The organism is Streptomyces sp. NPDC016459 (assembly GCF_040632845.1).
Classification (GTDB): domain Bacteria; phylum Actinomycetota; class Actinomycetes; order Streptomycetales; family Streptomycetaceae; genus Streptomyces.
Genome location: NZ_JBEYCR010000001.1, coordinates 251231 through 271472, shown reverse-complemented (window position 1 = coordinate 271472; position 20242 = coordinate 251231). Strand labels below are relative to the sequence as shown.

At 73.8% G+C, this 20242-nt stretch carries 25 protein-coding genes; 20 read left to right on the top strand and 5 right to left on the bottom strand.

From position 1 onward, the window contains the following. Position 1 precedes the first annotated feature (1 nt). The 3 genes from ABZ567_RS01220 (at position 2) to ABZ567_RS01210 (ending at position 2694) form a co-directional block, all read left to right on the top strand. On the top strand, positions 2-982 hold the full coding sequence (locus ABZ567_RS01220; RefSeq protein WP_360783060.1) for an ABC transporter ATP-binding protein: 981 nt from the start codon (positions 2-4) through the stop codon (positions 980-982). Positions 983-1235: 253 nt separating this feature from the next. Then, positions 1236-2039, top strand: coding sequence for an ABC transporter permease (locus tag ABZ567_RS01215; RefSeq protein WP_360784982.1), 804 nt, complete (start codon positions 1236-1238; stop codon positions 2037-2039). Between the two features lie 34 nt (positions 2040-2073). Beyond that, positions 2074-2694, top strand: coding sequence for a DUF2567 domain-containing protein (locus tag ABZ567_RS01210; RefSeq protein WP_360783057.1), 621 nt, complete (start codon positions 2074-2076; stop codon positions 2692-2694). 34 nt (positions 2695-2728) lie between these two features. On the opposite strand, the gene ybaK is transcribed toward ABZ567_RS01210, so the two are convergent. The 4 genes from ybaK to ABZ567_RS01190 form a co-directional block, all read right to left on the bottom strand. After that, positions 2729-3226, bottom strand: a complete 498-nt coding sequence (gene ybaK / locus ABZ567_RS01205; RefSeq protein WP_360783054.1) for a Cys-tRNA(Pro) deacylase — start codon at positions 3224-3226, stop codon at positions 2729-2731. Positions 3227-3285: 59 nt separating this feature from the next. Then, positions 3286-4023 (bottom strand): LON peptidase substrate-binding domain-containing protein, encoded by a 738-nt coding sequence (locus ABZ567_RS01200; protein WP_360783051.1) that lies wholly within the window; start codon positions 4021-4023, stop codon positions 3286-3288. Positions 4024-4034: 11 nt separating this feature from the next. Beyond that, positions 4035-5087: a hypothetical protein gene (locus ABZ567_RS01195; protein WP_360783049.1), complete on the bottom strand. Its 1053-nt coding sequence runs from the start codon at positions 5085-5087 to the stop codon at positions 4035-4037. A gap of 76 nt (positions 5088-5163) precedes the next feature. After that, positions 5164-6768, bottom strand: coding sequence for an oxidoreductase (locus tag ABZ567_RS01190; protein WP_360783046.1), 1605 nt, complete (start codon positions 6766-6768; stop codon positions 5164-5166). Positions 6769-6970: 202 nt separating this feature from the next. Here ABZ567_RS01190 and hisD point away from each other — a divergent pair, with 202 nt between their 5' ends. The 10 genes from hisD to ABZ567_RS01140 all read left to right on the top strand — a co-directional run bounded on the left by hisD (position 6971) and on the right by ABZ567_RS01140 (position 14616). Further along, positions 6971-8302: a histidinol dehydrogenase gene (gene hisD / locus ABZ567_RS01185; protein ID WP_360783043.1), complete on the top strand. Its 1332-nt coding sequence runs from the start codon at positions 6971-6973 to the stop codon at positions 8300-8302. Continuing rightward, on the top strand, positions 8299-9405 hold the full coding sequence (locus ABZ567_RS01180; RefSeq protein ID WP_360783040.1) for a histidinol-phosphate transaminase: 1107 nt from the start codon (positions 8299-8301) through the stop codon (positions 9403-9405). The genes hisD and ABZ567_RS01180 overlap by 4 nt, the downstream gene beginning before the upstream one ends. Continuing rightward, positions 9402-9995, top strand: a complete 594-nt coding sequence (hisB, locus tag ABZ567_RS01175; RefSeq protein ID WP_360783038.1) for an imidazoleglycerol-phosphate dehydratase HisB — start codon at positions 9402-9404, stop codon at positions 9993-9995. The genes ABZ567_RS01180 and hisB overlap by 4 nt, the downstream gene beginning before the upstream one ends. Before the next feature lie 4 nt (positions 9996-9999). Beyond that, on the top strand, positions 10000-10167 hold the full coding sequence (locus ABZ567_RS01170) for a hypothetical protein (protein WP_360783035.1): 168 nt from the start codon (positions 10000-10002) through the stop codon (positions 10165-10167). Continuing rightward, positions 10164-10814: an imidazole glycerol phosphate synthase subunit HisH gene (gene hisH, locus ABZ567_RS01165; protein ID WP_360783032.1), complete on the top strand. Its 651-nt coding sequence runs from the start codon at positions 10164-10166 to the stop codon at positions 10812-10814. Before ABZ567_RS01170 ends, hisH begins: the two co-directional genes overlap by 4 nt. Beyond that, positions 10811-11536, top strand: coding sequence for a bifunctional 1-(5-phosphoribosyl)-5-((5-phosphoribosylamino)methylideneamino)imidazole-4-carboxamide isomerase/phosphoribosylanthranilate isomerase PriA (gene priA, locus ABZ567_RS01160; RefSeq protein ID WP_360783029.1), 726 nt, complete (start codon positions 10811-10813; stop codon positions 11534-11536). The genes hisH and priA overlap by 4 nt, the downstream gene beginning before the upstream one ends. Beyond that, positions 11533-11931, top strand: a complete 399-nt coding sequence (locus ABZ567_RS01155) for a RidA family protein (RefSeq protein ID WP_360783026.1) — start codon at positions 11533-11535, stop codon at positions 11929-11931. The genes priA and ABZ567_RS01155 overlap by 4 nt, the downstream gene beginning before the upstream one ends. Further along, positions 11928-12683 (top strand): imidazole glycerol phosphate synthase subunit HisF, encoded by a 756-nt coding sequence (hisF, locus tag ABZ567_RS01150; RefSeq protein WP_360783023.1) that lies wholly within the window; start codon positions 11928-11930, stop codon positions 12681-12683. The genes ABZ567_RS01155 and hisF overlap by 4 nt, the downstream gene beginning before the upstream one ends. Positions 12684-12793: 110 nt before the next feature. Further along, positions 12794-13381: a helix-turn-helix domain-containing protein gene (locus tag ABZ567_RS01145; protein ID WP_360783020.1), complete on the top strand. Its 588-nt coding sequence runs from the start codon at positions 12794-12796 to the stop codon at positions 13379-13381. Beyond that, on the top strand, positions 13378-14616 hold the full coding sequence (locus ABZ567_RS01140) for an MFS transporter (protein ID WP_360783017.1): 1239 nt from the start codon (positions 13378-13380) through the stop codon (positions 14614-14616). The genes ABZ567_RS01145 and ABZ567_RS01140 overlap by 4 nt, the downstream gene beginning before the upstream one ends. A 40-nt stretch (positions 14617-14656) precedes the next feature. Here the strand turns inward: ABZ567_RS01140 and ABZ567_RS01135 are convergent, their stop codons facing one another. After that, positions 14657-15292, bottom strand: a complete 636-nt coding sequence (locus tag ABZ567_RS01135; protein WP_360783014.1) for a TIGR03085 family metal-binding protein — start codon at positions 15290-15292, stop codon at positions 14657-14659. Between the two features lie 84 nt (positions 15293-15376). Here ABZ567_RS01135 and hisI point away from each other — a divergent pair, with 84 nt between their 5' ends. From hisI to ABZ567_RS01100, 7 genes are all read left to right on the top strand, one after another. Beyond that, complete coding sequence (gene hisI, locus ABZ567_RS01130) at positions 15377-15724, top strand: phosphoribosyl-AMP cyclohydrolase (RefSeq protein ID WP_360783011.1); 348 nt, start codon at positions 15377-15379, stop codon at positions 15722-15724. 11 nt (positions 15725-15735) lie between these two features. Then, positions 15736-17241 (top strand): anthranilate synthase component I, encoded by a 1506-nt coding sequence (locus ABZ567_RS01125; RefSeq protein ID WP_360783008.1) that lies wholly within the window; start codon positions 15736-15738, stop codon positions 17239-17241. Further along, on the top strand, positions 17241-17891 hold the full coding sequence (locus tag ABZ567_RS01120) for a TIGR02234 family membrane protein (RefSeq protein ID WP_360783006.1): 651 nt from the start codon (positions 17241-17243) through the stop codon (positions 17889-17891). Before ABZ567_RS01125 ends, ABZ567_RS01120 begins: the two co-directional genes overlap by 1 nt. A gap of 136 nt (positions 17892-18027) precedes the next feature. Continuing rightward, a complete protein-coding gene (locus ABZ567_RS01115) occupies positions 18028-18276 on the top strand; it encodes an HGxxPAAW family protein (RefSeq protein ID WP_360783003.1) in 249 nt (82 codons plus the stop codon). 242 nt (positions 18277-18518) lie between these two features. Next, a complete protein-coding gene (locus ABZ567_RS01110; RefSeq protein WP_360784980.1) occupies positions 18519-18899 on the top strand; it encodes a DUF2752 domain-containing protein in 381 nt (126 codons plus the stop codon). A 155-nt stretch (positions 18900-19054) separates the two neighbouring features. Continuing rightward, the gene (gene trpC, locus ABZ567_RS01105) at positions 19055-19864 is read left to right on the top strand and encodes an indole-3-glycerol phosphate synthase TrpC (RefSeq protein WP_360783001.1); all 810 of its coding nucleotides are present in this window, start codon (positions 19055-19057) and stop codon (positions 19862-19864) included. Between the two features lie 7 nt (positions 19865-19871). Further along, the gene (locus ABZ567_RS01100) at positions 19872-20162 is read left to right on the top strand and encodes a hypothetical protein (RefSeq protein ID WP_360782998.1); all 291 of its coding nucleotides are present in this window, start codon (positions 19872-19874) and stop codon (positions 20160-20162) included. The last annotated feature ends 80 nt before the right edge of the window (positions 20163-20242 follow it).

The window sequence follows — 20242 nt, the reverse complement described above, 5'->3', positions numbered from 1 at the left end:
CGTGAGTACGGTGTGCGCGGTGCGGGATCTGGTCAAGACGTACCCCGCCACGCGCGGCAGGCGCGGTGCGCCCGCGACACCCGAGGTGCGGGCCACCGACGGGATCAGCCTCGACGTGCGCGGCGGCGAGATCTTCGGCCTGCTCGGCCCCAACGGAGCCGGCAAGTCCACCCTCGTCCGCCAGCTCACCGGCCTCATGCGCCCCGACTCCGGCACCGTCGCGCTCCTCGGCCACGACCTGGTCCGCCACCCCGAGCGGGCCGCCCGCCTCCTCGCGTACCTCGGCCAGGAGTCCACCGCCCTCGACGAGCTGACCGTCGCCCTCGCCGCCGAGACCACCGGACGGCTGCGCGGCCTCACCGCCCACGACGCACGCGCCGAGAGCGACGCCGTCCTGGCAGAGCTCGGCCTCGGGGAGCTCGCCTCCCGGCCCCTCCGCAAGCTCTCCGGCGGACAGCGCAGGCTCGCCTGCTTCGCCACCGTGCTCGTCGGCCGGCGCCCCGTCCTCGTCCTCGACGAGCCCACCACCGGCATGGACCCCGTCGCCCGCCGCGCCGTCTGGGCGGCCGTCGACCGGCGGCGCGCCGAGCACGGCACCACCGTGCTGCTCGTCACCCACAACGTCATCGAGGCCGAGACCGTCCTCGACCGGGTCGCCGTCCTCGAACACGGGAAGGTCATCGCCTGCGACACCCCCGCCGGGCTCAAGGAACGCGTCGCCGGCGAGATCCGCGTCGAGCTGGTGTGGCGCGAGTCGGCCCCCCTCCACCTCCCCGAGGTCGCCGCGCTGCGCGGACTCGCGCAGGAGACGGGGAGGCGATGGATCCTCCGGCTCGCCCCCGACGCGGCCCGCGCGGCCGTCGCCACCGTCACCGGCGGCGCCGCCTTCGCCGCACTCGACGACTTCACCCTGGCCACGCCCAGCCTGGAAGACGTGTACCTCGCCCTCGGCGGCGCGACGGAGGGGCTGGTGAAGGCGTGACCCCCTCCGTGCGCCGGTCCGTCGTCTCCAGCGTGTGCCGCGTGGAGCGCCGCCCCCCGGGCTTCGGTGTGCGCCCTGTGGCGCGCCGGTCCGCGGTCCTCGAAGCGCTTCCCGCGGCGCTCCCGGCCGTGGCCCCCTCCGGGGTCGCCTCCGCCGTTCTCGGCGCACCCCCCTCCCACGCCCCCCGTGGCCTCCGCGTTCCGTACGTGACCGTCAGGAGCTGTACGCAGTGAGCACCGTGCCCGCCGAGGTCCTGCCGACCGGCGCGCCTTCCGTCCGGGGCCGCGACGACGAGGACGCCGTGGCGCCCCTCGCTCCGCGCGCCCGGCTGCTGCCGGCCATGGCCGCCGTATACCGGGCGCAGCTCTCCCGCGCCCGGGTCGCCCGCATCCCGCTCCTCTTCGTCGCCACCTTCCAGTCCGTCGGGATCATGGTCCTGATGCGCGGGGTCGTCGACGGCGGCTCCGAGGCGCGCGCCGTCGTGGCCGGCTCCACCGTCCTCGTCGTCGCCTTCGTCGCGCTCAACCTCCTCGCCCAGTACTTCGGGCAGCTGCGGGCCGGCGGCGGACTCGACCACTACGCCACCCTGCCCGTGCCGCCCGCCGCCGTCGTGCTCGGCGCCGCCGGGGCGTACGCCTCCTTCACGGTGCCAGGGACCGCCGTCACCGCCGTCGCCGGCTCCGTGCTCTTCGGGCTGCCGCTCGGCAACCTGTGGATCCTCGCCGCCGTCGTCCCGCTCGCCGGGGCGGCGCTCGCCGGGCTCGGGGCCGCCCTCGGACTCCTCGCGCCCCGGCAGGAGCTGGCCACCCTCCTCGGCCAGCTCGGCATGTCGGCGGCCCTGCTCCTCGGCGTCCTCCCGGCCGAGCGGCTCCCGGGGCCCATCGGCTGGGCACGGGACCTGCTGCCGTCGACGTACGGCGTGGAGGCTCTGGCCCGCACCTTCGAGCCGCACCCCGACTGGGCGGCCGTCGCCCTGGACCTCGCCGTGTGCGCGGCGGTCGGCGTGGTCTCCCTCGCGGTCGCCACCCGGGCGTACCGGCGGGCCGCCGTCCGCTGAGGCGGGACACAGGCGCACCTGGCACGATGGCGGGGTGACCGCACCTCTGACTCCGCCTCACCAGCCGCAGCCGCACGACCCCGACCGGCCGCCGCCGCCCCCGCCGGTGCTCGGCCCGGCCGGGGACCCGATCACGGCGGCCGAGGTCCTGCAGGGCGTTCTGGTGACCCTCGTCTCGGCGGTCGCGGGGGCGCTGCTCGGAGTGCTGTGGCTGAACCTGGCCCCCCGCGTCCTGCTCATCTCGGACGGCAAGGGGGTCTACCTCCGCAACTCCGAGGGGGAGGCGGCGATCGGCTCGGACGGTACGTTCGTGCTCCTGGCCCTGGCCTTCGGTGCGGTCGCCGCGCTCGTCGTCTTCCTGCTGCGCCGCAAGGGCGGGGTCCCGCTGGTCCTCGGTCTCGCGCTCGGCGGCCTGCTGGGCTCGCTGCTCGCCTGGGGCCTGGGGACGTACTTCGGCCCGACGCGGAACGTGGTCGCCCACGCCAAGGCGGTCGGCCCCGACGTCACCTTCGAGGCGCCGCTCGAACTGAACCTGGCGGCGGCCGCGATGCTGGCCTGGCCGCTCGCCGCCATGATCGTGTACCTGGCGCTCACGGCCCTGTTCGGGCCGCGCGATGCGGAGCCGGAGCCGTGGGACCGGCCCAAGGCGTACTGAGCCTCACCGAGGTCCTGGGCCGCGCGGACGTCCGTCAGGCGCGGCCGATCGGGGCCACGACCGCCGAGGTGAGGGCGGCCAGGTCCGCGGGGGAGAGCTCCACCTCGAGGCCCCGGCGGCCCGCGGAGACGCAGATGGACGCGTGGTCGCGGGCCGAGGCGTCGAGGACCGTACGGAGCCGCTTGCGCTGGCCGAGGGGTGAGATGCCGCCCCGGACGTAGCCCGTGGTGCGCTCGGCGGCCGCCGGGTCCGCCATCGCCGCCCGCTTCCCGCCGACGGCCGAGGCCAGCGCCTTCAGATCGAGCTGGCCCGCCACCGGGACCACCGCAACCGTCAGCTCGCCGTCGACGTCCGCGACCAGCGTCTTGAAGACCCGGTCGGGAGACACCCCGAGGGCCTCCGCGGCCTCCTCGCCGTACGAGGCGGAGGCCGGGTCGTGCTCGTACGCGTGCACGGTGAACGGGGTGCCGGCCGCCGTCAGGGCCACCGTCGCGGGGGTGCCGCCGCCGCTGTTCTTCTGCTTCTTCGCCACGCGCTCGCTCTTCCTCGGCTCGGCCGGCCCCGGTCCGGATCGGTCCGGGCCGGACCCGATCAGTTCGGGTACGTCGGGGCCTGCGTCAGGTCCACCGCCGGCAGCGACGGAAGGTGCCGCAGCACCGCCGTCTCCGCGCGCAGCAGCGTCAGCTCCTCGCGCAGCCGGGTCGCGGTGTCCGGGGCCTGGAGCAGCCGCTGCTTCGACGGGGTGTCCAGCACCGCGGCCGCCGCGACCAGGTACGACACCACCGAGGGGTCGTCCGGCAGCTCGCTCGTCGTCAGCGAACGCTCCCGCGCCCCCGCGAGGCGCTTCTGGTAGCTCCGGAAGGCCCGCAGCACCCCTTCGGCGAGGGCGGGGGCCTCCTCGCCCTGCTCCTCCGGGATCTCCTCGACCTCGGCGACCAGGAACGGCCCGCTCGCGTCGACCGAGAGGAGCTTCACCCGGGTCGTCCCGGTCGCCATCACCTCGAAGCTGCCGTCCGAGCGCTCCCGGATCGACGCCGCGTCGGCGACGCAGCCGACCCGGTGGAAGGCCTGGACGGGGTCGGAGCCGAAGCCGGCCGCCGGGCCCTTCTCCGGCAGCGCCGTCTGGTCCGGCAGGCCGGGAGCGGTCGGCGCGACCTCGCGGCCGTCGCGGATGGCGACGACGGCGAAGCGGCGCGGCTCCGAGTCGTCGATCGCGAGCAGCTCGCGCATCATGGCGCGATAACGCTCCTCGAAGACGTTCAGCGGCAGCACGAGGCCAGGGAACAGCACCGCGTTGAGCGGGAAGAGAGGCAGGCGAGCGGTGGTCACAGCGGCCAAGCCTAATGGCCGCCGGGCCCGCCCCGTCCGGCCCGTCCATGTCCGGTGTCCCACAGCGGCGTCCGACAGGCCAGCTCCGCCCCGACGCGGTCCCGCGCGGCGAGGAAACGGCGCAGTGGATCCTCCCGTGCGGCGCCCCGTCCCGCGCCGGGCGGCACCCCCCAGGGGAACGAGGTCGCGTGGACCCCGATCCGGCCGAACTCCTGCCGCGCCTCCTCCCACCGCGCCCGCTCCACCAGCACGTGCGCGAGCAGGTTGCGGACCTCCGCGGGCCACGGGTCGCCCGTGGGGAAGGCCGCCGACAGGGCCAGGGCGCGGTCCGCCGCCCGGTCGATCCGCCGTTCCGGCACGGCCGGGTCCCGGTGCGACGGGACCCGGAGCCGGTCGTAGGCCGCGCGGACCGGCAGCGCCCGTACGAGAGAGTCCGGGGCGGCGTCGTCGGCCGCCTGCTCGGCGAAGTCGAAGGCGGCCCGGTGCGAGCCGTACCACTGCGCGGAGAGGTACTTGAGCGCCGCGACATGGCAGCCGTAGTGGTGCGGGGAGCGGCGCACGGCCTGCTCCCAGAGCGTCTCGAAGACGGTGTGCCCGGCGTGCGCCCCGCGCGCGTGGTCCAGGGCGAGCCGCCACGGCACCGGATCGTGCGGAGCCGTCTCGGCGACCGCCGTGATCAGCGGGCCGAGCTCGCGCAGCCGCTCCGCCCGCGCGGGGGACTCCCAGGCCCTGCGGACGGCGAGCTGCGCCGTCACGAGCAGGGCGTCGGGGTCGCCGGGCGCCACGGAGAGCCAGTGGGTCAGCCAGTCGCCCCTGCTGTACGCGAAGGTGGCGAGCCGGGTGACGTACCGGTCGCGGTCCTCCCAGTCGCCGGCGTCCCGGGTGGTGGCGAGCAGCTTCGCGGCGGGCTCCGGATCGGCCAGGGCGGCGGCGACAAGGGCGGGGGCCAGCCGCTCGTCCGGGGCGTCGAGCAGCACGTCGTCGTCCGGGACGAACCCGGCGGCGAGCCGCGGGGCGTGCCGGGCCGAGCGGACGGCGCCGATCAGGGCACGGAGCAAGGACATGGTGCGACGTATTCTCTCCCGGCTCCACGGGCCGCGGCAGCCCGTCTCACAGCCCGTACACCAAACCTCCGCCGCCTCAGCCCCTGCTCAGGAGTCTGGTTGCGCCCGCCGCCACCGTCGTCGCCAGGATCCAGCCCAGCATGATCAGCACCGCCGCCACCCACTGCCAGACGCCCTCGAGCCGCCAGTGGCCGTCCTGGCCGAGGTTGATCACCGGGATCAGCAGGTCCAGGGCGTACAGCGTGCCGTTCCACTCCGGCGCCTCGTCCGGCTTCAGCGGTATCGGGCGGTAGTGGGAGAACGCCACCGTGCCCGCCGCCCACAGGACCGCCATCCACAGCGCGGCCCGCCCCGGCCGGTAGCCGTACGCCACGGTCAGGTCCTGGAGGTACCCCCAGAGCTTGCCGGCCACCGGCAGGGTCTCACGTCTGCGCCGCTGCTTGGCGAGCAGCACCTCGCGGGCGTCGGCGTCCTCCCCGCTGCTGCGCAGGACCGTCGCGAGCCGCTCGTACGGCTCGGGGGCGTACTCCGGGGTCGCCGCCGCCACCCACTCCAGGCGGCGGCGCAGCGGGAAGTGCCCGTACGGCACGAGGTTCTCGTAGACGAAGCCGCCCATCGCGAGCCCGCCCGGTCCCGGCCAGCTGGTCGACAGGTCGATCAGGGTGACGACCTTGGCGCCGTTGAGCACGACCCGGCCCTCCTCCGGCCGCTCGCCGTTGAACCTCAGCTCCGGAGTGACTATCCGGCGCATCGAGACCTCCTCCCGACGGGCCCCGTCGAGCAGGAAGCGGGCGTGGTGCAGGTCCACCGCGTCACCGAACCGGCCGTCGTCCAGCCGCACCCCGCCGTGGAACTCCACCGGCTTGCGGCGGGCGTCCTGGGCGGGCGACACCCCGTACGGCGGGGTGGCCGTGGCGCTGCCCGTGAAGCCCCCGTCCTCGTACACCCAGGCCGCGTTCAGATAGAGCGAGCGCTCCACCGTCAGCTGCGGCGCGTTCAGCGCGCGGCGGCCCTGCGCACCGCGCAGCACACTGCCCCGCAGACTGAGCGAGACGCCGATCTTCGCCCCGCGCAGGCTCACCTCCCCGTGCGTCTCGATCAGCTCGGCCTGGAGGTCCTGCGCGACCACCAGGCCGTCCGCCGTGATGGCCCGCCCCCGCCGGTCCGGCCACACCTGGATCTGGTTGACCAGCAGGTCCGTGCCGATCTGCGCGTCGGTGAGCCGGATGCCCCGCTCCACCCGGCAGCGCGGCAGGTGCAGGTCCCCCTCGGTGTGCAGCCGGGCGGCCTCCAGACGCGGCAGTGCGCACGCCACCATCCGCAGCGTGCCGAAGCGGGCCTCGGGCACCACCACCTCGTCGTCGAACCGGCAGCCGTGCAGCTCCACGTACGGCCCTATCGTCCCGCCCGCCAGGTCCAGCACGCCCGTGATCCGGACCCCGCGCAGCTTCAGCGCGGCCACCCGCCCGGATCTGGCCTGCGGCCCCGCGAGCAGCAGCAGTCCCACCACATCGGCGCGGACACTCCGCTCCGGTCCCCATTCCCGTCCCCCGAAAGGGTCGTCCCGCTCCGCGACCCCCTCCGTCAGATCGCACGTCCTGCCGATGCGGAACGCCTGCCACAGGGCCCGCTCCGGGCCCGTGAGGCCGTCCGGCACGTCGTCCTCGTGCGGCTCGGTCACCGCCGCCCCCTCGCTTTCCACCATCCGCGCCCACGATTCCGCGACGCCGTCTCCCGGCGTTCGTGGATTCGTACAGCCGTTCTTCCCGCTGAGTGACGGGCTGAACGCTAACGGTCAGGAGTGGCGACAAGACGCCAGTGAGGCGTGTATCAGCCAGTGATACGGGCGACCGGCGCTGTGGGGCGTCTGAGAGAATTGACCCGTGATCTCTCGAATCGATCTGCGCGGCGAGGCCCTCCCCGAGGGCTCCTCCCTGCGCGACCTGCTGCCCCGTGCCGAGTTCGACGTGGAAGCCGCCCTGGAGAAGGTGCGGCCGATCTGCGAGGACGTCCGGCATCATGGCGCCGCAGCGGTGATCGACTACGGGGAGAAATTCGACGGCGTCCGCGTCCCGAGCCTCCGCGTCCCCGTCGAGGAGCTCTCCCGCGCTCTCGACGAGCTCGACCCGGCCGTCCGCGCCGCCCTCGAGGAGTCCATCCGCCGCACCCGCCTCGTCCACCGCGAGCAGCGCCGCACCACCCACACCACCCAGGTCGTGCCCGGCGGCACGGTCACCGAGAAGTGGATCCCGGTCGAGCGCGTCGGCCTGTACGTGCCCGGCGGCCGCGCGGTCTACCCGTCCTCCGTCGTGATGAACGTCGTCCCCGCCCAGGAGGCCGGTGTCGAGGGCGTCGCCCTCGCCTCGCCGCCGCAGAAGGAGTTCGACGGGCTCCCGCACCCCACGATCCTCGCCGCCTGCGCCCTGCTCGGCGTCGACGAGGTCTACGCGGCCGGCGGCGCCCAGGCCGTCGCCATGTTCGCGTACGGCACGGAGGGCCCGGACGGCTGCGCCCCCGTCAACCTGGTCACCGGCCCCGGCAACATCTACGTCGCCGCCGCCAAGCGCCTCCTCAAGGGCCGCATCGGCATCGACGCCGAGGCGGGCCCCACCGAGATCGCGATCCTCGCGGACTCCACCGCCGACCCCGTCCACGTCGCCGCCGACCTCATCAGCCAGGCCGAGCACGACCCGATGGCCGCCTCCGTCCTCGTCACCGACTCCGACGAGCTGGCCGAGGCCACCGAGGCCGAACTCAAGACCCAGGTCGCCGCCTCCAAGCACATCGACGACCGGATCGTCCCGGCCCTGGCCGGCCGCCAGTCCGCGATCGTCCTCGTCCGCGACCTCGCCGACGGCCTCAAGGTCGTCGACGCGTACGGCGCCGAGCACCTGGAGATCCAGACCCGCGACGCCGCCGCGGTCGCCGACCGGGTCCGCAACGCGGGCGCGATCTTCGTCGGCCCCTGGGCCCCCGTCTCGCTCGGCGACTACTGCGCGGGCTCCAACCACGTCCTGCCCACCGGCGGCTGCGCCTGCCACTCCTCGGGCCTCTCGGTGCAGTCCTTCCTGCGCGGGGTGCACATCGTGGACTACACGCGCGACGCGCTCGCCGACGTCGCCCACCACGTGGTGACCCTCGCCGAGGCCGAGGACCTGCCCGCGCACGGCGCCGCGATCAAGGCCCGCTTCGGATGGAAGGTGCCGCAGCGGTGACCGGCATCGACGACCTCCCCGTCCGGGACGAGCTGCGCGGCAAGTCCCCCTACGGCGCGCCCCAGCTCGACGTCCCCGTCCAGCTGAACACCAACGAGAACCCCTACCCGCTGCCAGAGCCCCTGGTGGCCCGGATCGCGGAGCGGGTCGCCGAGGCCGCCCGCGGCCTCAACCGCTACCCCGACCGGGACGCGATCGAGCTCCGTACCGAACTCGCCCGCTATCTCACCCGCACCGGCAAGCACCCGGTCGCCGTCGAGAACGTGTGGGCGGCCAACGGCTCCAACGAGGTCCTCCAGCAGCTGCTCCAGACCTTCGGCGGCCCCGGCCGGACCGCGATCGGCTTCGAGCCCTCGTACTCCATGCACGCCCTGATCGCCCGCGGCACCGGCACCGGCTGGATCTCCGGCCCGCGCCGCGAGGACTTCACCATCGACGTGGCGGCGGCCGGGAAGGTGATCGCCGAGCACCGCCCGGACGTCGTCTTCATCACCTCGCCCAACAACCCCACCGGCACCGCGGTCGCGGCCGACACCGTCCTCGCCCTGTACGAGGCGGCCCAGGCGGCCAAGCCCTCGCTGGTGGTCGTCGACGAGGCGTACGTGGAGTTCAGCCACCGCGACTCGCTGCTGCCGCTCATCGAGGGCCGCCCCAACCTGGTGGTCTCCCGGACCATGTCCAAGGCCTTCGGCGCCGCGGGCCTGCGCCTCGGCTACCTCGCCGCCCACCCGGCCGTGGTCGACGCCGTCCAGCTGGTCCGTCTGCCGTACCACCTCTCCGCCGTCACCCAGGCGACCGCGCTCGCCGCCCTCGAGCACACCGACACCCTCCTCGGGTACGTCGAACAGCTCAAGGCCGAGCGCGACCGGCTCGTCACCGAGCTGCGGGCGATCGGCTACGAGGTCACCGACTCGGACGCCAACTTCGTGCAGTTCGGGAAGTTCCCGGACACGCACGCGGCCTGGCAGCGCATCCTCGACCGGGGCGTCCTGGTCCGGGACAACGGCGTACCCGGGTGGCTGCGGGTCACCGCCGGCACCCCCGAAGAGAACGACGCGTTCCTCGACGCGGTTCGTGAATTGATGAAGGAGCAGGAGCGATGAGCCGCGTAGGCCGCGTTGAGCGCACCACCAAGGAGACCTCCGTCGTCGTCGAGATCGACCTCGACGGCACCGGAAAGGTCGATGTGTCGACCGGGGTCGGCTTCTACGACCACATGCTCGACCAGCTCGGCCGGCACGGTCTGTTCGACCTGACCGTCAAGACCGACGGCGACCTCCACATCGACTCGCACCACACGATCGAGGACACCGCCCTCGCCCTCGGCGCCGCCTTCCGGCAGGCCCTCGGCGACAAGGTCGGCATCTACCGCTTCGGCAACTGCACGGTCCCCCTGGACGAGTCGCTCGCCCAGGTCACCGTCGACCTCTCCGGCCGCCCGTACCTCGTGCACGAGGAGCCCGAGAACATGGCGCCGATGATCGGCTCGTACGACACGACGATGACCCGGCACATCTTCGAGTCCTTCGTCGCCCAGGCCCAGATCGCGCTGCACATCCACGTCCCGTACGGGCGCAACGCCCACCACATCGTGGAGTGCCAGTTCAAGGCCCTCGCCCGCGCCCTGCGCTACGCCTCCGAGCGCGACCCGCGCGCCGCCGGCATCCTCCCCTCCACGAAGGGCGCGCTCTAACTCCATGACCGGCCTCTCCACCATCCTCATCGTCGTCGGGCTCTTCCTCGCCGGCGGTGTGTACTCCTTCTCCAAGCAGAAGCTGCCCAAGGGCGTGATCGCCGTCCTCGCCATCGCCTCCGTGCTGTGCCTGGTCGCCGGCGTCCTGCGGATCCAGGGAATCTGGGAATGAGCACCGTGAGCACGCCCAAGAAGGTCGTCGTCTTCGACTACGGCTTCGGAAACGTCCGCTCCGCCGAACGCGCGCTCGCCCGCGTGGGCGCCGACGTCGAGATCACCCGCGACTACGACAAGGCCATGAACGCCGACGGGCTCCTCGTCCCCGGCGTGGGCGCCTTCTCCGCCTGCATGCGCGGGCTGAAGGAGGCCCGCGGCGACTGGATCGTCGGCCGCAGGCTCTCCGGCGGCCGCCCGGTGATGGGCATCTGCGTCGGCATGCAGATCCTCTTCGCGCAGGGCATCGAGCACGGCGTGGAGAGCGAGGGCCTCGACGAGTGGCCCGGTACGGTCGAACCGTTGAACGCCCCCGTCGTCCCCCACATGGGGTGGAACACGGTCGACGCGCCCGAGGACACCGAGATGTTCGCGGGCCTCGCCACCGACGACCGGTTCTACTTCGTGCACTCCTACGCGGTGCGCGAGTGGACCCTGGAGGTCGGCAACAAGAACATCCGCGCCCCCAAGGTCACCTGGGCCACCCACGGCGAGCCCTTCGTCGCCGCCGTCGAGAACGGCGCCCTGTGGGCCACCCAGTTCCACCCCGAGAAGTCCGGCGACGCCGGCGCCCAGCTCCTCACCAACTGGATCGGAACCCTGTGAGCACTCTCGAACTCCTCCCCGCCGTCGACGTCCGCGACGGCCAGGCCGTCCGGCTCGTCCACGGCGAGTCCGGCAGCGAGACCTCCTACGGCGCCCCGCTCGAGGCCGCCCTGGCCTGGCAGCGCGCGGGCGCCGAGTGGCTCCACCTGGTCGACCTGGACGCCGCCTTCGGCACCGGCGACAACCGCGACCTGGTCCGCCGGGTCACCGAGGCCATGGACATCAAGGTCGAGCTCTCCGGAGGCATCCGCGACGACGCCTCGCTCGCCGCCGCCCTCGCCACCGGCTGCACCCGCGTCAACCTCGGCACCGCCGCCCTGGAGACCCCCGAGTGGGTCGCCAAGGTCATCGCCGAGTACGGCGACAGGATCGCCGTCGGTCTCGACGTACGCGGCACGACCCTGCGCGGCCGGGGCTGGACCCGCGACGGCGGCGACCTCTACGAGACGCTGGCCCGCCTCGACTCCGAGGGCTGCTCCCGGTACGTCGTCACCGACATCGCCAAGGACGGCACCCTCCAGGGTCCGAACCTGGAGCTCCTGAAGAACGTCTGCGCGGCCACCGACAAGCCCGTCGTCGCCTCCGGCGGCGTCTCCTCCCTGGACGACCTGCGGGCCCTGTCCGGCCTGGTCCCGCTGGGCGTCGAGGGCGCGATCGTCGGCAAGGCGCTGTACGCCGAGGCGTTCACCCTGGAAGAGGCGCTCGCGGCGGTGGCCTCGTGACCTCCGGGGTCCGCAAGGTGGTGACCGGTGCTCCCTGGGAGGACCAGTTCGGCTACTCCCGCGCGGTGGAGCTGCCGAACGGTCTGGTCCTGGTCTCCGGCTGCACGTCGGTGGTGGGCGGCCAGATCGCCGGGGGCGGCCCCTACGAGCAGGCGATCAACTCCTTCAACGTGGCCTTCGCGGCGCTGAAGCAGCTCGGCCTCGGCCCCCAGGACGTCGTGCGGACCCGGATGTACCTCACCCACGCCCGGGACGTGGACGAGGTCGGCCGGGCGCACAAGGAGCTGTTCGACGCTGTCCGCCCCGCCGCATCGATGATCATCGTCTCCGGTTTCGTCGACCCGAGTCTGGTCGTCGAGGTCGAGGTCGAGGCCTACCGGGAGGACACGGCATGAGTCTCGCCGTACGGGTGATCCCCTGCCTGGACGTCGACAACGGCCGGGTCGTCAAGGGCGTCAACTTCCAGAACCTGCGGGACGCGGGCGACCCCGTCGAGATGGCCAAGCTGTACGACGCCGAGGGCGCCGACGAGCTGACCTTCCTCGACATCACCGCGTCCTCCGGCAACCGGGAGACCACCTACGACGTGGTGCGCCGCACCGCCGAGCAGGTCTTCATCCCGCTCACGGTCGGCGGCGGGGTCCGCGCGGCCGAGGACGTCGACAGGCTGCTGCGGGCCGGGGCCGACAAGGTGGGCGTCAACACCGCCGCCATCGCGCGCCCCGAGCTGATCCAGGAGATCGCGGAGCGCTTCGGACGTCAGGTGCTCGTCCTGTCGGTCGACGCACGGCGTACCGCGTCGGGCTCCTTCGAGGTGACGACGCACGGCGGCCGCAAGGGCACCGGCATCGACGCCGTCGAGTGGGCGCACCGGGCCGCCGAGCTGGGCGCGGGGGAGATCCTGCTCAACTCGATGGACGCGGACGGGACGAAGGACGGCTACGACACCGAGATGATCGCGGCCGTGCGCAAGCACGTCACGGTCCCGGTGATCGCCTCCGGCGGTGCGGGGAAGCTCGCCGACTTCCCGCCGGCCGTTGCGGCGGGCGCGGACGCGGTGCTCGCGGCCTCCGTCTTCCACTTCGGCGATCTGCGGATCTCGCAGGTCAAGGACGCGCTGCGGGAGGCGGGCCGACCGGTCCGCTGAGCGACGCCGTCCGAAGGGCCCCCTCGGGGGCCCTTCTTCTCCGCAAGACGCGCAGGATTATTTGTGCAATTCTCATTGCGCAAGTTTTCTTTCGTATCTAGGGTCGGTGCATGACCTCGTCGGAGAACCGCCGGATCACCGATCTCGGCACCCTCAAAGCCATCTCGCACCCGCTGCGGATGCGCCTCTACCGCGCCCTCTTCGTGGCCCGCACCGCCACCGCCTCCCAGCTCGCCGACCAGGTCGACGAAGCCGTCTCCCTCGTCAGCTACCACCTGCGCAAGCTCGCCGACCACGGCCTGATCGAGGAGGCCGAGACCCAGTCGACGGACGGCCGCGAACGCTGGTGGAAGCCCAGCTCGTACGGCTTCAGCATCCAGGAGGAGGACGTCCGCGACGCCCCCGAACTGGTCGCCGCGAGCGACGCCTTCGGCCGCACCGTCAACGAACAGCGCGTCGAACTCCACCGCCGCTTCCTGGACGAGCGGCTCACCTGGTCCGGCGAGTGGCGCTCCGCCTCCGTCAGCGCCGAGTGGCTGCCCCGCCTCAACGCCACCGAACTCACCGCCCTCGGCCAGGAGCTCGAAGCCGTCCTCACGAAGTACGACCAGGCGGCCCGCGCCGCCGAGGCGGCCGGCGACACCGAAGGCCGCGAGAACGTCGCCGTCCACCTCCACGCCTTCCCGTACCGCTCATGACGGCCACCCTGATCGCACCGGCGACCCGCCCCGCCCACCGCGACCCCCAGGTCCTGCGCTGGCTCGGGGCCTACACCGCCTCCACCCTCGGCGACAGCGTCTACTACCTCTCCCTCTCCTGGGCCGCCGTCAGCAGCGGCACCCCCGCCCAGGCCGGACTCGTCATGGCCGTCTCCGCCGTACCCCGCGCGCTGCTCATGCTCGTCGGGGGAGTGATCGCCGACCGCCTCGGCCCGCGCCGGGTCGTCATCGCCTCCGACGCCGTCCGCTGCCTCGTCGCCCTCGGCCTCGCCGCGACCCTGTTCCTCGCCTCGCCCGGCCTGGGGGCCCTCGCCGCCGTCGCCTTCGTCTTCGGCGTCGTCGACGCCCTCTTCATGCCGGCCGTCGGCGCCCTTCCGCCCCGGATCACCGACCGCGACCAGCTCGCCCGCGTCCAGGGCATGCGCGGCATCGCCCAGCGCCTCGGTCCCGTCCTCGGCGCCCCCCTCGGCGGGCTCGCCGTCGCCGTGGGCGGCTCCGCCACCGCCTTCGGCATCGCCGGGATCCTCTTCGCCCTCTCCCTGCCGCTGCTCTGCGCGCTCCGGCTCCGCCCGCTGCCGGGCCCGGACCGGACGACCGGCGGCGGCACGGCCCTGCGTGACCTCGGCGACGGCCTGCGCTACCTCCGCCGCCACAGCGTCCTCGGCCCGCTGATGATCGTCGTGCTCCTGGGCGACCTCGGCTTCGCCGGCCCCCTCAACGTCGGCCTCGCGATCCTCGCCGACCAGCGCGGCTGGGGCGCCGCCGGCATCGGCTGGATCCTCGCCGGATTCGGTACGGGCGCGGGCGCCGCGTCCCTGCTGCTGACCGTCAAGGGCCGGATACCCCGGGCGGGCGCCGTCCTCGGCGGGACCGTCGTCCTCGGCGCCGTGGCGATCGGCGCCCTCGCCCACGCCCCGCAGCTGCCGGTCGCGGTGGGCCTCGCCCTCTGCGTCGGTCTGCTCGCGGGACTCTCCGGCGTCCTGTGCGGCGCCCTCGTCCAGACCGCATGCGACCCCGCGTACCTGGGCCGGGTGAGCGCCGTCTCCGGCCTGGTCAGCCTCGGCATCGCCCCGCTGAGCTTCCCCCTGGCCGGCGCCGCCATCGGCCTGTGGGGCCCCGGCCCGGTCTTCGTCGTCAGCGCGGCGGTCTGCGCCCTCTCCGGCGTGTACGCCCTCGCCGTCCCCGCTCTCCGTCGCGCCGAACTGCCCCGCTAGTCCGGTAGCCGGGGTCCCGCCGGTCAGGCCGAGGTCGGGGTCAGAGCCCCAGCCGCCTGGTCCCGCTCAGCCGCTCGATCGCCTCCGGCTCCCCGTCCAGCGCCACCTTGGCCGCGGCCTGGCGCCCGTACAGGTACATCGTCAGCTCACCCGGCTCCCCGGAGGCCGTCACCACCGGGGTGCCCCGGTGGGCCACCACCGTCTGGCCGTTCGGGCGGCGCAGCACCAGGCCCACCGGGACCTTGCGGCCCAGGAGACGCGCGGTGCGCTCCAGCCGGGACCACAGGGCGTCCGCGAAGACCGGGTCGAGCTCGCGCGACGACCAGTCGGACTGGGCACGGCGCACGTCCTCGGCGTGGACGTAGAACTCGACGACGTTCGCCCCCTCGTCCACCTGCTTGATGGTGAACGGGGAGAACCGCGGGGGCCCCGTACGGATGAGCTGGATCAGCTCCTCGTACGGCTTGGCGGCGAACTCCGCCTGCACCCGGTCCTGCCGCTCCTTCAGCGCCGGTACGACGGAACCGGCCGCGGCGTCCGGCCGCCGCTCCCGCACCACCACATGGGCCGCGAGGTCCCGGGTCCGCCACCCCTCGCAGAGCGTCGGAGCGTCCGGACCGGCCGCTTCCAACAGGTCGGCGAGCAGAAGCCGTTCACGTTTGGCATGGGTCGACATGACCGCCAGCGTACGGCGGTCGCCGCCGGTCCGCCCAGTGGACGCCCCACCGGACACCACCCCGGGGCGCGGCACAATGGCGCCATGAGCAATCTCGACCCGGCCCTCTCCGCCCGGCTCAAGCGCGGCCCCGACGGACTCGTCCCCGCCATCGCCCAGCAGTACGACACCGGTGAGGTGCTGATGCTCGGCTGGATGGATGACGAGGCCCTCCACCGCACTCTCACCACCGGCCGCTGCACCTACTGGTCCCGCAGCCGCCAGGAGTACTGGGTCAAGGGCGACACCTCCGGACACGTCCAGCACGTCAAATCCGTCGCCCTCGACTGCGACGCCGACACCGTCCTCGTCAAGGTCGACCAGGTCGGAGCCGCCTGCCACACCGGCGCCCGGACCTGCTTCGACGCCGACGTGCTCCCCGTATCCGAGTAGGGTCTGGCGCCATGGATCTCGACACCTTCCGCAAGCTGGCGGCCGACCGCCGCGTCATCCCCGTCAGCCGCAGACTCCTCGCGGACGGCGACACCCCGGTCGGGCTCTACCGCAAGCTCGCCGCCGAACGGCCCGGCACCTTCCTCCTCGAATCCGCGGAGAACGGCCGCAGCTGGTCCCGCTACTCCTTCATCGGCGTCCGCAGCGACGCCACCCTGACCGTGCGGGACGGCGAGGCCCACTGGCTGGGCACCCCGCCCGTCGGCGTCCCCACGGACGGCGACCCGCTCCAGGCCCTGCGCACCACCGTCGAGACCCTCCACACCCCGCGCGACCTCTCCTCCGGCATGCCCCCGTTCACCGGCGGCATGGTCGGCTACCTCGGCTACGACATCGTCCGCCGCCTGGAGAAGATCGGCGAGCACGGCCGCGACGACCTGCGGCTCCCCGAGCTGACCATGCTCCTCACCAGCGACCTCGCGGTCCTCGACCACTGGGACGGCTCGGTCCTGCTGATCGCCAACGCGATCAACCACAACGACCTGGAGACCGGCGTCGAGGAGGCGTACGCGCACGCCGTCGCCCGCCTCGACGCGATGGAGGCCGACCTGGCCCGCCCCGTCGCCACCGCCCCCACCGCCCTCCCGGCCTCCGAGCTGCCGGAGTTCTCCGCGCTCTGGGGCGGCCCCGCCTACCAGGAGGCCGTCGAGGACGTGAAGGAGCGCATCCGGGCCGGCGAGGCCTTCCAGGTCGTGCCCTCCCAGCGGTTCGAGACCCCCTGCACCGCCTCCGCGCTCGACGTCTACCGGGTCCTGCGGGCCACCAACCCCTCCCCGTACATGTACCTGTTCCGCTTCGAGAACGGATTCGACGTCGTCGGCTCAAGCCCCGAGGCCCTCGTCAAGGTCGAGGACGGGCACGCGATGCTCCACCCCATCGCCGGCACCCGGCACCGGGGCTCCACCCCGCAGGAGGACCACGACCTCGCCGAGGAACTGCTCGCCGACCCCAAGGAACGCGCCGAGCACCTCATGCTCGTCGACCTCGGCCGCAACGACCTCGGCCGCGTCTGCACCCCCGGTTCCGTCGAGGTCGTCGACTTCATGTCCGTCGAGCGCTACTCGCACGTCATGCACATCGTCTCCACCGTGACCGGCGAGGTCGCCGAGGGCAGGACCGCCTTCGACGTCCTCACCGCCTGCTTCCCGGCCGGCACGCTCTCCGGCGCGCCCAAGCCCCGCGCCATGCAGATCATCGAGGAGCTCGAACCCTCCCGGCGCGGGCTCTACGGCGGATGTGTCGGTTATCTCGATTTCGCCGGGGACGCGGACACGGCCATCGCCATCCGGACCGCCCTGCTCCGCGACGGAACGGCGTACGTGCAGGCCGGAGCGGGTGTCGTCGCCGACTCCGACCCCGTCGCCGAGGACAACGAATGCCGCAACAAGGCCGCGGCCGTCCTCCGCGCCGTCCACACCGCCAACCGGATGAACGGCGACCCGGCCCGTAGGGGATAGTGGGGTACGTGAGTGCCGTACCCGTACCCCAGCCCCGGGCCGCCCGCGCGGCCGTCCCCACCGGCGGCCGCCGCAGCCTGGCCGCGGCCCTCCTCCTCGGCGCCCTCGGCGCCACCGTCGTCCTGCTCTCCGCCGGCCAGATCTGGGCGGAGGGCACCGCGTCCGTCGGCGGCGGCACCGTCCCCGTCGAGGCCGACGGCGGCAGCGTGACCGGCGTACCGACCGCTCTCGCGATCGTCGGTCTCGCCGCGCTCTTCGCCGTCTTCGCCGTCCGCCGCACCGGCCGCACCCTCGTCGCCGCGCTCCTCGCGCTCAGTGGCGCCGGCGCCGCGCTCGCCGCCCTCCTCGGCGCGTCCGACAGCGCCGCGCTCAACGCCGAGGCCGCCCGGATCAGCGGCGACACCGCCGCCGCCGTGGCCGGCCTCAGCCACACCGTCTGGCCGTACGTGACCGCTGTCGGCGCCGTCCTCATCCTGCTCGCCGGCCTGTTCGCACTGCGCTTCGGCAAGAGCTGGCCCGCGATGGGCGGCCGCTACGAGCGCACCGGAGCCCCCCGTGCCGGACGCAGGACCCCCACCACCGACCCGGACCGACCCGAGGACCTGTGGAAGGCCCTCGACCGCGGCGAGGACCCCACCCGGGGAGTGTGACAGGGGCACCGACCGCGACGCGTGATCGTCCCGGTACCCCCGATTCATCCTCGCGCGCCCTCGTGCGGGACAATGAGCGCAGAGTGTCCGCGCACGCGAGACCTCACCATCGAGCAACTGCAACGAGGAGCAACTCATGGCGGGCAGCGCCCACGGACACACCCCGGCCGCCTGGACCGGTGTCATCATCTCCTTCATCGGCTTCTGCATCGCCGGAGTCTTCATGGTGGCCGCCAACGGGCCCGGTTTCTGGGCCGGCATGGGTGTCGTCGTCCTCGGCGGCATCATCGGCGGCGCGATGAAGATCGCCGGGCTCGGCATGCCGAAGGAGTCGGAGGCCGTGGCCGCCGCCCGCGAGGCCGCGACCCTGCAGGCCCGTTCCTGACACGCCACGACGCATCCGAGAGCGCAGTCCGGCCACGCCGGGCTGCGCTCTCGCACGTCCGGGGTGAGAATCACCGGGTGGACCCGCAGCCGACGGCCGGAGCCGTGACCGACGCTTCCCCCACCCGCCCGGGGGAACCCGCCCCGCCGGGTGAACCCCCGGGCACTGCCGCGCGGCCGCACGCGCACGCGTGGCCGGGTGCTCCCGTACCGCCGCCTCCCCCCAGGCCGCTCGCGCGGCGGCTGGTCGCGCCGGTCGCCGTCCTCGGCGGGGTGACCGCCGCCTTCGCGTACGTCGGGACCGTCGACCCCAACGAACCCGGGCACTACCCGGTCTGCCCCCTGCTCCGCTTCACCGGCATCCTCTGCCCCGGGTGCGGCGGGCTCCGCAGCGCCCACGCCTTCGTCCACGGCGACCTCCCGGCCGCCCTCGGCGCCAACGCCCTCGCCGTCGTCGGCTACGGACTCTTCGGCGTCCTCATCGTCCTGTGGCTGATTCGTGCCGTCCGCGGGTTGCCCATGCGCCTCGCGGTCCCCCCGGCCCTGTGGTGGGGGATCGGGGCCGTCCTCGCCCTCTTCACCCTGGTCCGGAACCTTCCCTTCGGCTCCGCGCTCGCCCCCTGAGGGCCCCGCGGGGCACCGGGACGACCCCGACGGGAGTCCCAGCAGTTGGGACGCCACTCCGGCCGATGCGAGTACGGAGCCGTCCTGCGGATAGGATCGAAGTGGCTGAACCTGCTTCATCATCACCATCACCGTCCCGGAAGGGGGCCCCTCGCGTGAGTGTGCTCGACGAGATCATCGAAGGCGTACGCGCCGACCTCGCAGAGCGGCAGGCGCGGGTCACCCTCGACGAGCTCAAGGAGCGCGCCGCCAAGGCGCCGCAGGCCAAGGACGGCGTCGCCGCACTGCGCGGGGACAGCGTCAAGGTGATCTGCGAGGTCAAGCGCTCCAGCCCGTCCAAGGGCGCGCTCGCCGCGATCGCCGACCCGGCCGGACTCGCCGCGGACTACGAGGCGGGCGGCGCGGCCGTCATCTCCGTCCTCACCGAGGAGCGCCGCTTCGGCGGCTCGCTCGCGGACCTGGAGGCCGTCCGGTCCCGGGTCGACATCCCGGTCCTGCGCAAGGACTTCATCGTCACCGCGTACCAGCTGTGGGAGGCACGGGCGTACGGAGCGGATCTGGTGCTCCTCATCGTCGCCGCCCTGGAGCAGGAGGCGCTGGTCTCCCTCATCGAGCGCGCCGAGTCCATCGGGCTCACCCCGCTCGTCGAGGTGCACGACGAGGACGAGGTCGAGCGGGCCGTCGACGCGGGCGCCCGCATCATCGGCGTCAACGCGCGCAACCTCAAGACCCTCAAGGTCGACCGCACCACCTTCGAGCGCGTCGCCCCCGAGATCCCCGCGGGCATCGTCAAGATCGCCGAGTCCGGCGTCCGCGGCCCGCACGACCTCATCGCCTACGCCAACGCGGGCGCGGACGCGGTCCTGGTCGGCGAGTCCCTCGTCACCGGCCGCGACCCGAAGGCCGCCGTCGCCGACCTGGTCGCCGCCGGCGCCCACCCGGCGCTCCGGCACGGCCGGAGCTGACCGCGCCATGACCCTCCGCCGCGCCACGCCGACCTCCCGGGGCATCTCCCCGGGTCCGGTCGGCGCGCCGTCGGCGAACCCCGGGGGCCGGCGCCGCATGCTGCGTACCGCCGCGTCCGTCCCCGCCCACGCCCCCCTGGCCCGCGGCTGCCGACCGCGTGGCTGCCGAGCCCCCGCCCGCCGTGTCCACGGCCGCCGGGTCCGGTACGTCATCGGCTCCGAGCCCGGCCAGGTCAACGGCATGCGATGGCGCCCGCGCCCCGCGCGCACACTCCCCCCGGCCCCCGACGCCACCTGACACCGCCACGCCCTGTTCCCCCCCCCGCCTCCCCGTGTGGACAATCGTCCCGCAGCGGGACGGCGGGAACACGGGACGGC